Origin of the sequence: Falsiroseomonas oryzae (genome assembly GCF_027856955.1) — a bacterium.
Classification (GTDB): Bacteria; Pseudomonadota; Alphaproteobacteria; order Acetobacterales; family Acetobacteraceae; genus Falsiroseomonas; species Falsiroseomonas oryzae.
In genome coordinates, this window is sequence record NZ_JAPSMD010000118.1 from 1 (window position 1) to 13442 (window position 13442).

Here is a 13442-nt window from a genome sequence, read left to right on the forward strand (position 1 = left end):
CGCGGAATTCCTCGCGGTCGTCGCGCTCGCGGCCACCGGTCCGGCCCGAGCCGAAGCGGCCGGCCGGGCGCGGGCCGCGGAAGCCGCGCTCGCGCTCGCGATCCTCGCCGCGGCGGGCCAGGATGGCGGAGGGGCCTTCCTCCAGCGCCTCGACCTTGATGGTCAGCGTGCGCAGCACGTCCTCGTGCAGGCCGAGCTGGCGCTCGGCCTCCTGCAGGGCGGCCGGCGGCGCGTTCACGCCGAGCAGCATGTAGTGCGCCTTGCGGTTCTTCTTGATCTTGTAGGCTAGGCCGCGCAGCCCCCAGTACTCGCGCTTGCGCACCTCGCCCCCGCCGGCCTTGAGCGTCTGCTCGACCTGGTCGGCGATGGCCTCGACCTGCTGTTGCGTGACGTCGTTGCGTGCCAGCAGCACGCATTCATACAGGGGCATCGTGTCTCCCTTCGGCTGTCTCAGCCCCAGCGGGTCACGCTGTCATGGCGCCGTGCCGGCCCCATGCCGGGCGGCGCGCAAGCGGGCATAGCCGGGACCGATGCCTCGGATCCCGGCAGGGAAGCGGGGCGTAAAGCACGGCCGGGGGGCCGGGGGCAAGGGTGGAATGGGCCGGCCCGGCCGGTCAGGCGTCCCCCGCCCCCCAGCGCCGCGCCACGGCGGCCCGCAGTTCCGGCACCCGGTCGTACTGGTGGACGATCTCGCTGGCCCTGCCGTCGGCATGGCGCAGCAGCCCGTCCGGCGCCACCGCCAGCCCGTGCGGCGCATCGTCCGGCACAGTCGTCACCGCGTCCCCGTTCGGCACCGCCAGCGTGCCGGGCACCAACCCGGCCTGCAGGATGTGGTTGTGGATCGCCTGGTCGATCCCGGACTGCCGTGCCGCCGGCGGGGCCAGCAGGATCAGCCGGCACATGTGCAGCAGATAGGCCAGGAGCGCCCGCGGGGTGGCGAGGAAGGTCCCGGCGCAGGATACCGGGGCGTCCGCCCAGCGCCGCAGCCCCGCCTCCCCCAGCGCCAGCCGCATCCAGCCGGCATTGACCGGGCAGCCGCCGATGGTGCGGCCGGGGCGCTCCAGGAAGAACAGCGCCTCCGCCGCCCCGGCGCGGGCAAAGGGGTCGCCCTGGAAGACCACGTCGCGGGTGTCCGTCAGCAGCACGTGGCGGTAGGGCGTGGTGCCATCGGCGGCCAGCACCTCGCCAATCAGGTGATCGAGGTAGCAGAACATGCGCGCCGAATTGGGCGACATCGCCAGCAGCGGCAGCGCCTCGGCATGCACCGCGCGCACCCCGTGCACCTCCAGGAAGGCGCGCGTCTCCGGCGGGTTGCCGGCGAGCAGCAGCACCGCCTCGCCCGCATGGCCGCCGGCGCGCAGCGAGCGGACGAACGGCGCAAGCTCCGCTGGCCCGTAGTTCGCCGCGAGGCCCATCACCAGGCTCCGCGTGCCGCCGCATGGCGGCAGGGGGCGTTCCGCGAGCGCCGCCAGCCGCGCCTCGATCCGCCCGAGCAGGGCCGCCTCCGCCGCCCGCCGTCGCGCCTCGGCCTGACGGTAGCCGCCGAAGTCGTGGCGCATCTGCGCCAGCCTGCCGAGAAGTCCCATCCGGCGCCGGCTCTACCCCGCCCGCGCCACGGACGGAAGCGCGCACCGCCGCCCCGACGCTGAAATGGCTGGCGCCAGGGCGCGCCTGCCGCTAACGCGGATGGGCGACAGAACCGGGGAGACGATGCGTGCGGCCGACCAGGGCCCTGATGGTGCATCCCCGCTTCAACCCCGGATCCTTCTGGAACTACAGCCGCGCCTGCGAGGTGGTCGGCGCCAAGTATCCGGCGCCGCCGCTGGGGCTGATCACGGTCGCCGCGATGCTGCCGCCGGACTGGGAGGTCCGGCTGGTTGACCGTAACACCACCGAGTTGACGGACGCCGACATCGCCTGGGCCGACCTGGTGATGACCGGCGGCATGCTGCCCCAGCAATACGATGCGCTGCACGTCATCGCCTGGGCCCAGCGGCTCGGGAAGACGGTCGTGGTCGGTGGGCCGGACCCGACCAGCTCGCCACACGCCTATGCGCGCGCCGACTTCCTCGTCCTCGGCGAGGTCGAGGGTCTCATGCCCCGCTTCATCGCCGCGTGGGAGGCGGGCGAGCGCCGCGGCCGCTTCACCGCCGAGAAGTTCAAGGCCGACATCACCACGACGCCCGTGCCGCGCTACGACCTGCTGAACCTGTCGGACTACACCAACCTCAGCCTGCAATTCTCCCGCGGCTGCCCCTTCACCTGCGAGTTCTGCGACATCATCGAGCTCTATGGCCGGGTCCCCCGCACCAAGGCCACCGCACAGGTGCTGGCCGAGCTCGATGCGCTGCTCGCGCGCGGCTATCGCGGCCATGTGGACTTCGTGGACGACAACCTGGTCGGCAACAAGAAGGCGTTGAAGGCCTTCCTGCCGGAGCTGATCGCCTGGCAGGAGCGCAACGGCCATCCGTTCGAGTTCTCGACCGAGGCGTCGATCAACCTCGCCGACGATCCCGACCTGCTGGAGCTGCTGCGCCGCGCCAACTTCTTCCTGGTCTTCATCGGCATCGAGAGCCCGAACCCCGAGACGCTGCGGCTGATGCAGAAGAAGCAGAACACCCGCCGCAGCATCCCCGATTCGGTGCATCGCGTGCAGCGCGCCGGCATCCTGGTGATCGGCGGCTTCATCGTCGGCTTCGACGACGAGGCGACGGGGGTGGCGGACGGCATCGTCCGGCTGATCGAGGATGCCGCCATTCCGGTCGCCATGGCCGGGCTGCTCTATGCGCTGCCCAACACCCAGCTCTCGCGCCGGCTCGAGCGCGAGGGGCGGCTGCATTCGGGCGGCGACGTCGTGAACAGCAAGGGCCTGCTCGGCGACCAGTGCACCTCCGGGCTCAACTTCGACACGAAGCGCCCGCGCGAGGAGGTGCTGCAGGACTACCGGCAGGTCGTCGCGCGCGCCTACACGCCGGAGGCGTTCTTCGGCCGGCTTCGCCGGGCCGGGTTGAACCTCGGCATGAAGCCGCCCGCCGGTCGCGTCGCGCTGCGCGATCTCCCACGCGACGCCATCCGCTTCGCCCGGCTGGCGCTGGCCTTCCAGCGGGAGGGCGGGGCGGTGCGGCGGGAGTTCTGGCGGACAATCAGGGCGCTGCTGCGACATAATCCGCGCGCGCTGAAGCCGGTGATCACGCTCGCGGCGCTCTACACCCATCTCGGGCCCTTCTCGGGCTACGTACTCGATGTGATCGACCGCCAGATCGAGGATGTGGCGACCGGGCGCTGGCAGCCGCCGGTTCCGGTGCCCGTGCTGCCGGACGACTTGCCCGAGCCGGCGCTGGCCCAGGCAGCGGGACGGGGCTGAGCCGCCCCCTGCCCGGCCCGTCCCCTTGACGCCCGCCCGGCCGCGGCCCTAGGCCGCGCGACCTTCCACTCCCAGGGTCACGCTTCCGCCATGGCGCTCGCCTTCACCTTCCCTGGCCAGGGCAGCCAGGCCCCCGGCATGGGCCGCGACCTCGCCGCCGCCTTCCCCGCCGCCCGCGAGGTGTTCGAGGAGGTGGACGAGACCCTGAAGCAGAAGCTCTCGAAGCTGATGTTCGAGGGCCCGGCCGAGGAGCTGACCCTGACGGCCAATGCCCAGCCCGCGCTGATGGCGATGAGCCTCGCCGTGCTGCGCGTGCTGGAGCGCGAGGGCGGCTTCGCCCTGAAGGACCGCGTGGCCCTGGTGGCGGGCCATTCGCTCGGCGAATACGCCGCGCTCGCCGCCGCCGGCACCTTCGACGTGCCAACCGCCGCCCGCCTCCTGCGCCTGCGCGGCGAGGCGATGCAGAAGGCGACGCCGCCGGGGACAGGGGCGATGGCCGCCCTCCTGGGCGCCGAGCTCGACCAGGCGCGCGAGATCTGCGCCGCGGCCGCGATCGACCCGGAGACGGGGAAGAAGGACGTCGTCGAGGTCGCCAACGACAATGGCGGCGGGCAGATCGTCGTCTCCGGCGCCGCCGCAGCGGTGGACCGTGCCATCGAGAAGGCCAAGGAGGCCGGCGTGAAGCGGGCGATGAAGCTGCCGGTCTCCGCCCCCTTCCACTGTGCCCTGATGGCCCCCGCCGCCGACGCGATGGCCGAGGCGCTGGAGAGGGCGACGATGCGCGCGCCCGCCGTGCCCGTCGTGGCCAACGTCACCGCCGCCAAGGCGACCGACCCGGTGGAGATCCGCGACCTGCTGGTGAAGCAGGTCACCGGCACGGTCCGCTGGCGCGAATGCATCCTGGCGATGGGCGCCATGGGCTGCGAGCGCTTCGTGGAGATCGGCTCGGGCAAGGTGTTGACCGGGCTCATGAAGCGCCTGATGCCGGATGCGAAGGCCGAGGCCGTCGGCACGCCGGCCGACATCGAAGCCTTTCTCAAGTCGCTCTGAGAGGAACCGCGCCATGTTCGACCTGACCGGCAAGGTCGCCCTCGTCACCGGCGCGACCGGCGGCATCGGCGAGGCCATCGCCAAGGCCCTGCACGCCCAGGGCGCGACGGTCGCCATCACCGGCCGGCGCGAGCCCGAACTCACCCGCGTGGCGGAGGCGCTGGGCGGCGCGCGCGTGCTGATCGCCCCCGCCGACCTCAGCGACCCTGCGGCACCGGCCGCGCTGGTGGAGAAGGTGGAGGCGGAGGCCGGATCGCTCGACATCCTGGTCAACAATGCCGGCTTCACCCGCGACATGCTGGCGCTGCGCATGGGCGACGCCGACTGGAACGCGGTGCTGGAGGTGGACCTCACCGCCCCCTTCCGCCTGGCGCGGGCGGCGCTGCGCGGGATGATGAAGAAGCGCTGGGGGCGCATCGTCTCCATCGCCTCCATCGTCGGCGTCACGGGCAATGCCGGCCAGGCCAACTACGCCGCCGCGAAGGCCGGGCTGATCGGCCTGTCCAAGTCGCTCGCGCAGGAGGTCGCGACGCGCGGCGTCACGGTGAACGTGGTGGCGCCGGGTTTCGTGAAGACCGCGATGACCGACGCGCTGCCCGAAGCCGCGCGCACCACGCTGCTCTCCCGCATTCCGACGCAGCGGATGGGCGCGCCAGAGGACGTGGCCGGCGCCGTCGCCTACCTCGCCAGCAACGAGGCCGGCTGGGTCACCGGCCAGACGATTCACGTCAATGGCGGCATGGCCATGATCTGATCGAGCTGGGCGCGGGGCACCGGCGGCGGGATCATCCAGCCGCTGTAGCCGCGCGACTCCCGCCAGACGCGCTCCGGCGGCAGGCAGGCCAGCCGGGCGAAGCGCGCCAGGTCCAGCACTTCCCGCGGGTCGATCGCCCAGGCGCGCAGCGCCATCCGCAGCGCCGTCCAGCGGTCGCCGTGCACCAGGTTCAGCAGCGCGGTTCCCTTGGCGTTGGCATAGTGCGCCCAGCGGATCTCGCGCCGCAGCGGGCGCAGCAGCGGGTCGCGCCCGGCGATGGGGTAGATCGCGACGTTGGCCGGCGTGACCTGGCGCCGGATATGCACGTCGTAGGCGTCGCCGCGGCGGTAGAGGTAGTTGAGGACATCCACGTGGTGCAGCTCCGCCAGCCGGCCGAGCCGCAGCATGAACAGCAGGTCCTCCTTGAAGGCCAGCCGCTCGTCGAAGCCACCGGCCGCCAGCACGAGGTCCCGCCGCACCAGGGTGGTCCAGACCATCACCGTGGTGGTCACCAGCTTGGAACGGGCAAGCGCCAGCGAGTCGTAGCGCTCGACGCCGTCGGCGAAGACCTCGGCGGGGGGCAGCACCTCCCGCAGCGGGCGGAAGGGAACGAGGCGGCCGTCCGGGAAGCTTTCCTGGAACCGGCCGCCGATCCAGCCCGCGTCCGGGTGGCGCGCCAGCACGCCGCGCGCCGTCTCCAGCCAGCCCGGCATCCAGGCATCGTCGGAATCGACGAAGCCGATCCAGTCGCCGGCAGCCCGGGCGATGCCGCTGTTGCGCGCCGCCGCCACGCCGCGCCGGGTGGGGTGGCGCACCAGCGTCACACCCGGCCAGCCCTCCAGCCGACCGATCGCCCCTTGCGTGGCGGGCTCGGTGGAGCCGTCATCGACGAGGATGAACTCCGCCGCCCCGTTGGCGGCCGGGTCCAGTACCGAGCGGGCAGCCGCCTCCAGCAGGTCGGGGGGGGTGTCCAGCACCGGACAGATGACGCTGACGCGCATCGCGCATGCAACCCAGGCGTTTGTCCGGCCTTCATTCCTATGTAGCCGAGCCGGGTTCAAGCCCTGAGTCGCGTCTGGCGGCGGCGGGTCGCGGGGCGCATGGGGGCGACCCCGCCATCCCCGGCTTGCGCAACCGATGCGCCTAGGCCAAGTGACGCTTCCATGTTAGAGCCCCGCCGCCCCGGGTCCCCGGGCGGCCGCGCCGCTGGCTCGGCATACCGAATCGAAGACAGCACAGTCAGTAGTCAGCACCACGAACCGCCCCGCCGAAGGCGGGCCGAGACGACCGCAGCAGGAGAGACCCCGGTCCATGAGCGACACCGCGGAGAAGGTGAAGAAGATCGTCGTCGAGCACCTCGGCGTGGACGAGGCGAAGGTGACGCCGGAGGCGTCCTTCATCGACGATCTCGGCGCCGACAGCCTCGACACGGTCGAGCTGGTGATGGCCTTCGAGGAGGCGTTCGGCGTGGAAATCCCGGACGACGCGGCCGAGAAGATCACCACGGTCAAGGACGCGATCGACTACATCGAGAAGCAGAAGGCGGCCTGAGCCGCCCGCTGCAAGGCAGGGGAATTCCGGCGTGTTCGGTCATCTCTCGGCGCCGCGGCGCGTCGTCGTCACGGGCATGGGAATCGCCTGCCCGCTCGGGCTCGGTGTCGAGCATGTCTGGAAGCGCATGACGGCCGGCGAGTCCGGCCTCGGCGCGATCCAGTCCTTCGACGTGAGCCAGCTGCCGTCCAAGGTGGCCGGCCAGGTCCCGTCCGGTCCCAAGGCCGAGGGCAAGCTCGACATCGCCGAGTGGATCCCGGTGAAGGACGTCAAGAAGATGGACCGCTTCATCCAGCTCGCGCTCGTCGCGGCGGAGGAAGCGGTGACGGATGCCGGCTGGAAGCCCGAGGACGAGGCGGCACGCTGCCGCACCGGGGTGATGATCGGCTCCGGCATCGGCGGCCTGCCCACCATCTACGAGGCCAGCGTCCAGATCTACGAGGGCAAGACGCGGCGCCTCTCGCCGTTCTTCATCCCCTCCGCGCTCATCAACCTGGCGTCTGGCCACGTCTCCATCAAGTACGGCCTGAAGGGCCCGAACCACTCAGTGGTGACGGCCTGCGCCACCGGCGTACATGCGCTGGGCGACGCGGCGCGGCTGATCGCGCTCGGCGATGCCGACGTGATGGTGGCCGGCGGCGCCGAGGCGGCCGTCAGCGAGATCGGGATGGCGGGCTTCTGCGCGTCCCGCGCGCTGTCCACCGGCTTCAACGACACGCCGACCAAGGCGTCCCGCCCCTGGGACAAGGATCGCGACGGCTTCGTCATGGGCGAGGGCGCCGGCGTGCTGGTTCTCGAGGAATACGAGCATGCGAAGAAGCGCGGCGCGAAGATCTACGCCGAGGTGATCGGCTACGGGATGTCCGGCGACGCGCACCACATCACCGCGCCGACCGAGGATGGCGACGGCGCCTACCGGTCCATGAAGGCCGCGCTGGCCAGCGCGGGCCTGACTCCGGACCGGGTGCAGTACGTCAACGCGCACGGCACCTCCACCCCGATGGGCGACGACATCGAGCTTTCGGCGGTGGAGCGGCTGTGGGGCGACGCGGCGAAAGGCCTGGCGATGTCCTCCACCAAGTCGGCCGTCGGGCACCTTCTGGGCGCGGCGGGCGCGGTGGAAGGGATCTTCTCCATCCTCGCGATCCGCGACGGCATCGCGCCGCCTACGCTGAACCTCGACAGCCCCTCCCGCGAGAGCCCGATCGACCGCGTGGCGAATGTCGCGCAGGAGCGGAGAATCGACGTGGCGCTGTCGAACAGCTTCGGCTTCGGCGGCACCAACGCCTCCATCGTCTTCCGCAAGGCGGCCTGAGCCTGACGTGATCGCGCGCGTCTTGCGGGACGCGCGCGCCACCCCCACTGGTCGGGCGTGATGCGCCGCCGCCTTCCCGCCCTGCTCCTCTTCCTGCTGGTCGTGCTCGCCGGGCTCGGTGCGGGCGGCTGGTGGTATGCGCGCGAGACCTTCGCCGCGCCCGGCCCCGCGCAGGAGCCGGTGCAGATGGTCGTCCCGCGCGGCGGCACCACCGCCATCGCCGCGGCGCTGGCCGAGCGCGGCGTCATCGCCGATCCGCGCGCCTTCCTCGCCGCCGCCTGGCTCACCCGCGACCAGGGCGCGCTGCGCGCTGCCGAGTTCGTCTTCCCCGCCCGCGCGAGCCTGGCCGAGGTGCTGGAGGTGCTGCGCCGCGCCCGCCCCGTGCAGCGCCGCCTGACCATCCCGGAGGGCCTGACCGCGCGCCAGATCGCCGCCCTGGTCGAACGCGCCGAGGGGCTGACCGGCGAGGTCCCCGCCTTCGACGAGGGGGCGCTGCTGCCGGAGACCTACGCCTACCAGTGGGGCGACAGCCGCGCCGCTCTGGTGCGGCGCGCCGACCAGGCGATGGATGCGGCGCTGGCCGAGCTCTGGCCCGCGCGCGCCCCGAACCTGCCGCTCGCCACCCCGCGCGAGGCGCTGATCCTCGCCTCCATCGTGGAACGCGAGACCGGCAAGGCCGATGAGCGTGCGCGCGTGGCCGGCGTGTTCATCAACCGGCTGCGGCGGGGGATGCCGCTGCAATCCGACCCGACGGCGGCCTATGCGGCGGCCGATGGCGGCGTGCTCGAACGCCCGCTGACCCGCGCCGACCTGGACCGCGACCACCCCTTCAACACCTACCGCGTGCGCGGCCTGCCGCCCGGGCCCATCGCCAGCCCGGGACGCGAATCGCTGCGCGCCGTGCTGCAGCCCGAGGCGACCGAGTTCCTGTTCTTCGTCGCCGACGGCACGGGCGGCCACGCCTTCGCCCGCACGCTGGACGAGCACAACCGCAACGTCGCGCGCTGGCGCGAGATCGAGCGGCAGAGAGGCGCCAACGCCTCCCGATGAACCTCTCCGGCCCTGCGCTCTGGTGGCGCCTGCTGGTCATCGGCGGGCTGTGGGGCAGCTCGTTCCCGCTGCTGCGCCTGGTCGCGGCCGAAATGTCGCCGCTGGCGCTGGCGGCGCTGCGCGGCGGCTTCGCGGCGCTCGGCGTCCTCGCCTTCCTGGTGGTGACGCGCCAGCTCGCCGGACCGCTGCAGCTCCGCCACGCGCTGGTCCTCGGCACCACCAATGGCTGGGTGCCGAACCTGCTGACCGCCGTCGCGCTGGGCAGCATCGCGGCCGCGCCCGCCGCGCTGATCCACGCCGCGACGCCGCTGCTCGTCGCGATCCTCGCGGTGCCGCTGCTGCGCGACGACCGGCCGGGACCGCGTGGCGTCGCCGGGCTGCTCCTTGGCTTCGCCGGCATCGCGGTGATCCTCGGTCCGGACGCGCTGGACGGCCGCGCCTCCTTCACCGGCGGCCTGCTGATCCTGCTCTCCGGCGTCTCCTATGCGCTCGGCACCATCTATGCGCGGCGTGTGCGGCCGCAGGCGCCGGCGCAGCTGGCGCTCGGGCAGCAGCTCGTCTCCGGCGGCGCGGCCTTCCTCATCTCCGTCCCGCTGGCCCCGGCCGGCGCCTACGACCTGCCGGGCACCACGCTGTTCGTGATCGCGCTGCTCGGCATCTTCGCCTCCGCGGTGCCGCTGACGATGTTTCTCTCGCTGCTGGCGCGGGCGCGGGTGACGGACGCCTCCATGGTCGGCTACCTGCAGCCGCCCTTCGCCGCGGCCGTGGGCGCGGCGCTGCTCGGCGAGTTCCCCTCCGCTCTGGTCCTGGCCGGCGGCACGATCGTGCTGGCCGGCGTCTGGCTGGCCACCAGCGGGCGCTGATGGCGATGTGCGCGGCCGCGGGCATCGACAGCACGGCCCGCGACGGTGTTCAGTCCCGGCACGCCGGAAGGATCCCCCCGTGAGCACTGGCCTGATCGCATTGCTGGATGACGTCGCCGCCATCGCGAAGACGGCCGCCGCCTCCCTCGACGACGTCGCCGCGCAGGCCGGCAAGGCGGGCAGCAAGGCGGTCGGCGTGGTGGTGGACGACGCCGCGGTGACGCCGCGCTACGTCGTGGGCTTCGCCGCCGCGCGGGAACTGCCGATCGTCGGGCGCATCGCGCTCGGCTCGCTGAAGAACAAGATGCTGTTCCTGCTGCCGGGCGCGCTGCTGCTGAGCTGGCTGGCGCCCTGGCTGATCACGCCGCTGCTGATGCTGGGCGGCGTCTATCTTTGCTACGAGGGCGCCGAGAAGGTGCTGCACGCGCTGAAGCCCGAAGTGGCCCAGGCGCATGAGAAGACCGTCGGCGCCCTGCCGGAGGACCCCGCGGCGCTGGAGGAGACGCGCGTGCGCGGCGCGATCCAGACCGACTTCATCCTCTCCGCCGAGATCATGGCGATCACGCTGGCCAGCATGCCGGCCGCCTCCGTCTGGATGCAGGCCACCGTGCTCGCGGTGGTCGGCATCGGCATCACCGTGCTGGTCTATGGCGCCGTCGCGCTGATCGTGAAGGCGGACGACGCCGGCGTGGCACTGGCCGTGAACGAGCGCCCGGCGGGGAGCCTGCTCGGCCTGCGCAGCCCGCCGCCCGGCGAGCCCTCCGGCACGGACCGCGCGCTGCGGCCGCTGACGCAGGTCCTCGGCCGCGGCCTGGTGCTGGGCATGCCGCATGGCCTGCGCCTGCTGGCGCTGGTCGGCACGGCGGCGATGCTCTGGGTCGGCGGCGGCATTATCCTGCATGGGCTGGAGGAATACGGCGTGACCGGCCCGGCCCATCTGGTGCACGACGCGGCGCATGCGGCCGGCGCGGCGATGCCGGCCGGCGGCGTGGTGGAGTGGTTCGTCGGCGCGGCGCTGGCCGGACTGTTCGGCCTGGTGGTCGGCGGCGCCGCCATCCCGCTCGCGCAGGGCGTGCTTGCGCCGGCGGCGCGCGCCGTGAAGGGGATGTTCGGCGCCCGCACCGGGCCGGGCTGAACCGCGCTATTCCGGGCGGATCCCGCCCAGCCGCGCCGTCTCGATCCATTGCGCGGTGTCGCGCACCAGGAAGTCGCGGAAGCCTTCGGGCGTCAGCGCTGGCGTCTCCCCGCCGCCCAGCGCCACGCGCTCCGCGAAGCGGGGCGTGCGCGTCCCGGCCGCAATCGCTTCGTGCAGCGCGGCGACCACGGGCGGCGCCATCCCCGCGGGCCCCAGCACGCCGAACCAGGCGACCGCGGTGCCCACCTCCGGCGCCTGGCTGCGCAGCACCGGGAGGTCCGGCAGCGACGGGTTGGGCGCATCGCCGGTCACCGCGATGCCGCGCACCCGGCCCTCGCGCAGCAGCGGCGTTGCGACGTCGAGAGGGGCGAACATCGCATCCACATGCCCGCCCACGATATCCAGAAGCGCCGGCGCGGTGCCGCGATGCGGGATCTCCGGCCCGGTCAGGCGCAGCGCGCTGCGGAACAGCACGGTCTGCATGTGCAGCGAGCCACCGACGCCGCCGATGGCGAAGCTGTAGCGGTCCGGTCGCGCCCGCGCCGCGGCCAGGAAGGCCGCCAGGTCCGGCTCCCGCACCGAGGGCCCGACCACCAGCACGTTGGTGGTCAGTCGCGCCAGCAGCGCGATCGGCGTGAAGTCCTCCACCGGGCGGTAGGGCAGCTGGCGCATCAGCGCGGCGTTCAGCGTGTGGCTGGTGAAGGCGACCAGCAGCGTGCCGCCATCCGGCGCGGCGCGCGCCACGCCGGTGGCGGCCAGGTTGCCGCCCGCGCCGGCACGGTTCTCCACCACCACGTTGCGGCCCAGCCGCTCGCGCATCGTCTCCGCCGCCTCCCGCGCCAGAGCGTCGGTGGTGCCGCCCGGCGCTGCGCCGACGACGAGCGTGATGGTCGGCGGCAGCGCCTGCGCGCGGGCCGGCCGCACCAGAGGCGTGGCGAGCGCGAGCACGAGGCCCGCGCGGCGGGTGATGGTCATGGCTTGGCTCCCGGCCGTTTCATCGGACCATCCAGCGAAGCGGCCGGGACGGTGTCAAGCGACGGCGCGCGCTATCCCTTGATCTCGATCCGCCGCGCCTGCGGCTTCTGCTCGGCCGGCCGGGGGATCACGATGTGCAGCACGCCCTTGTCGAAGCGCGCCTCCACCTTGTCCGGGTCGGCGTCGAAGGGCAGCGCGAAGCGGCGGAGATAGGTGCCGGACTGGCGCTCCACGATGTGCCAGCGCTTGTCCTTGTCCTCCTCCTTCCGTTCGGCGCTGCGCTCGGCGCGCAACGTCAGCACGCCCTCATGCAGCTCGATCGAGACGTCCTTCGCCTCGATGCCTGGGAGTTCGGCCGTCACCTCCAGCCCCGCCGGCGTCTCCGCCACGTCCACCTTCGGGCTCAGCACACCGGTCGCGGTGAAGGCCGCTGGCAGGTTCCCCCACGGCGCGCCCCAGGAGGAACCGCCCAGGACCTGGTCGAACAGCCGGTCCATGCCGCGGCGGAGCGAGGTGAAGGGGTCGGTGTCCGGGCGGGCCATCGGGGCTTGGCCCGGGTTGGTCGGCGTCGTGCCGCTCATGGCATGTCTCCCTCTTGCTTCCGGTCCTGCCCGGCCGCGCGGAGGATGGGGCCGGGCATCGATCAACCCTGCCGCGCCCGTCCCTTCCATGCATTGACGCTGATCAATCCAGCGCCTGCTTGGCCGGCAGGCGGCTGAACAGCGCGTTGCGCCACGCGGGCGGCAGCGCGCCGGCCAGCCTGGCCACCAGGTAGAGCGGCAGTGGATAGGCAACGCGGGTCCGCCCCCGCGCGATCCCGTCCAGGCTGCGACGCGCGGCCTGCTCCGCCTCCATCAGGAAGGGCATCGGGAAAGGGTTGCGGGCCGTCATAGGGGTGCGGACATAGCCCGGGCAGATCGCGTGCAGCCGAATGCCGCGCGCCCGCTCCGTCGCGTCCAGCGCCTCCGCCCAGCGCTGCACCGCCGCCTTGGAGGCGCAATAGGCCGGCGCGCCCGGCGCGGCCACGAAGGCGGCGATGGAGGCCACCACCGCCACCCGCCCGCGCACCCCGTCCGGCCCCGGTGCCTGCCGCGCCATCGCCGCGATGGCCGGCAGGGCGGTGTTCAGCACGCCGGTGACGTTGGTGGCGAAGATCCGCTGCACCTGGTCGGCCGGCTCCGTCGCCCCGCCGGTGCCGCCGGAGATGCCGGCATTGGCGACCACCAGGTCGAGCCGCCCCGCGTCCTCCACCCAGTCCCGCGTCGCGCCGGCGTCGGTCACGTCCAGCAGGCTGTCCCGCACCGTCGCGCCGCGCGCCCGGCAGGCCTCCGCCGTGCCCGCCAGCCGGGCGGCGTCGCGGCCCGAGAGGTGCAGCGTGACGCCCG

14 protein-coding genes are annotated in these 13442 nt (G+C 73.1%); 8 read left to right on the forward strand and 6 right to left on the reverse strand.

Translation table 11 applies throughout. From position 1 onward, the window contains the following. The coding region (gene rpsF, locus OZN99_RS13495) for a 30S ribosomal protein S6 (protein WP_270935764.1) at positions 1-430 on the reverse strand (430 nt) is incomplete at its 3' end. A 184-nt stretch (positions 431-614) separates the two neighbouring features. Continuing rightward, positions 615-1559 (reverse strand): hypothetical protein, encoded by a 945-nt coding sequence (locus OZN99_RS13500; RefSeq protein ID WP_270935765.1) that lies wholly within the window; start codon positions 1557-1559, stop codon positions 615-617. Between the two features lie 176 nt (positions 1560-1735). Here OZN99_RS13500 and OZN99_RS13505 point away from each other — a divergent pair, with 176 nt between their 5' ends. The 3 genes from OZN99_RS13505 (at position 1736) to fabG (ending at position 5168) form a co-directional block, all read left to right on the forward strand. Continuing rightward, on the forward strand, positions 1736-3364 hold the full coding sequence (locus OZN99_RS13505) for a B12-binding domain-containing radical SAM protein (protein WP_270935777.1): 1629 nt from the start codon (positions 1736-1738) through the stop codon (positions 3362-3364). A 90-nt stretch (positions 3365-3454) separates the two neighbouring features. Continuing rightward, a complete protein-coding gene (gene fabD, locus OZN99_RS13510) occupies positions 3455-4414 on the forward strand; it encodes an ACP S-malonyltransferase (protein ID WP_270935766.1) in 960 nt (319 codons plus the stop codon). Positions 4415-4427: 13 nt separating this feature from the next. Continuing rightward, positions 4428-5168 (forward strand): 3-oxoacyl-[acyl-carrier-protein] reductase, encoded by a 741-nt coding sequence (gene fabG / locus OZN99_RS13515; RefSeq protein WP_270935767.1) that lies wholly within the window; start codon positions 4428-4430, stop codon positions 5166-5168. Here the strand turns inward: fabG and OZN99_RS13520 are convergent. Beyond that, complete coding sequence (locus tag OZN99_RS13520; RefSeq protein ID WP_270935768.1) at positions 5138-6169, reverse strand: glycosyltransferase family 2 protein; 1032 nt, start codon at positions 6167-6169, stop codon at positions 5138-5140. The two genes, fabG and OZN99_RS13520, sit on opposite strands and share 31 nt — an antisense overlap. A 310-nt stretch (positions 6170-6479) precedes the next feature. Here OZN99_RS13520 and OZN99_RS13525 point away from each other — a divergent pair, with 310 nt between their 5' ends. The 5 genes from OZN99_RS13525 to OZN99_RS13545 all read left to right on the forward strand — a co-directional run bounded on the left by OZN99_RS13525 (position 6480) and on the right by OZN99_RS13545 (position 11082). Continuing rightward, positions 6480-6719 carry an acyl carrier protein gene (locus OZN99_RS13525; protein ID WP_270935769.1) on the forward strand — a complete coding sequence of 80 codons (240 nt, stop codon included), beginning with the start codon at positions 6480-6482 and terminating at the stop codon, positions 6717-6719. A gap of 31 nt (positions 6720-6750) precedes the next feature. Next, positions 6751-8034, forward strand: a complete 1284-nt coding sequence (gene fabF, locus OZN99_RS13530; protein WP_270935770.1) for a beta-ketoacyl-ACP synthase II — start codon at positions 6751-6753, stop codon at positions 8032-8034. Between the two features lie 60 nt (positions 8035-8094). Continuing rightward, positions 8095-9084: an endolytic transglycosylase MltG gene (mltG, locus tag OZN99_RS13535; protein WP_270935771.1), complete on the forward strand. Its 990-nt coding sequence runs from the start codon at positions 8095-8097 to the stop codon at positions 9082-9084. Further along, positions 9081-9947, forward strand: a complete 867-nt coding sequence (locus OZN99_RS13540) for a DMT family transporter (protein WP_270935772.1) — start codon at positions 9081-9083, stop codon at positions 9945-9947. The genes mltG and OZN99_RS13540 overlap by 4 nt, the downstream gene beginning before the upstream one ends. 79 nt (positions 9948-10026) lie before the next feature. Then, complete coding sequence (locus tag OZN99_RS13545) at positions 10027-11082, forward strand: DUF808 domain-containing protein (protein WP_270935773.1); 1056 nt, start codon at positions 10027-10029, stop codon at positions 11080-11082. Positions 11083-11088: 6 nt separating this feature from the next. Here the strand turns inward: OZN99_RS13545 and OZN99_RS13550 are convergent, their stop codons facing one another. From OZN99_RS13550 to OZN99_RS13560, 3 genes are all read right to left on the reverse strand, one after another. Next, positions 11089-12057, reverse strand: a complete 969-nt coding sequence (locus OZN99_RS13550; protein WP_270935774.1) for a Bug family tripartite tricarboxylate transporter substrate binding protein — start codon at positions 12055-12057, stop codon at positions 11089-11091. Positions 12058-12128: 71 nt separating this feature from the next. Then, positions 12129-12638: an Hsp20/alpha crystallin family protein gene (locus tag OZN99_RS13555; RefSeq protein WP_270935775.1), complete on the reverse strand. Its 510-nt coding sequence runs from the start codon at positions 12636-12638 to the stop codon at positions 12129-12131. A 103-nt stretch (positions 12639-12741) separates the two neighbouring features. Next, positions 12742-13442, reverse strand: a 701-nt coding sequence (locus OZN99_RS13560; RefSeq protein WP_270935776.1) for an SDR family NAD(P)-dependent oxidoreductase, incomplete at its 5' end; no start/stop codon positions are given.

Excerpts from the sequence above, each read along its gene's own strand:
- OZN99_RS13500 (WP_270935765.1), bottom strand. The coding sequence starts at position 1,559 with ATGCGCCACGACTTCGGCGGCTACCGTCAGGCCGAGGCGCGACGGCGG.
- OZN99_RS13505 (WP_270935777.1), top strand. The coding sequence starts at position 1,736 with ATGGTGCATCCCCGCTTCAACCCCGGATCCTTCTGGAACTACAGCCGC.
- fabD (WP_270935766.1), top strand. The coding sequence starts at position 3,455 with ATGGCGCTCGCCTTCACCTTCCCTGGCCAGGGCAGCCAGGCCCCCGGC.
- fabG (WP_270935767.1), top strand. The coding sequence starts at position 4,428 with ATGTTCGACCTGACCGGCAAGGTCGCCCTCGTCACCGGCGCGACCGGC.
- OZN99_RS13520 (WP_270935768.1), bottom strand. The coding sequence starts at position 6,169 with ATGCGCGTCAGCGTCATCTGTCCGGTGCTGGACACCCCCCCCGACCTG.
- OZN99_RS13525 (WP_270935769.1), top strand. The coding sequence starts at position 6,480 with ATGAGCGACACCGCGGAGAAGGTGAAGAAGATCGTCGTCGAGCACCTC.
- mltG (WP_270935771.1), top strand. The coding sequence starts at position 8,095 with ATGCGCCGCCGCCTTCCCGCCCTGCTCCTCTTCCTGCTGGTCGTGCTC.
- OZN99_RS13540 (WP_270935772.1), top strand. The coding sequence starts at position 9,081 with ATGAACCTCTCCGGCCCTGCGCTCTGGTGGCGCCTGCTGGTCATCGGC.
- OZN99_RS13550 (WP_270935774.1), bottom strand. The coding sequence starts at position 12,057 with ATGACCATCACCCGCCGCGCGGGCCTCGTGCTCGCGCTCGCCACGCCT.
- OZN99_RS13555 (WP_270935775.1), bottom strand. The coding sequence starts at position 12,638 with ATGAGCGGCACGACGCCGACCAACCCGGGCCAAGCCCCGATGGCCCGC.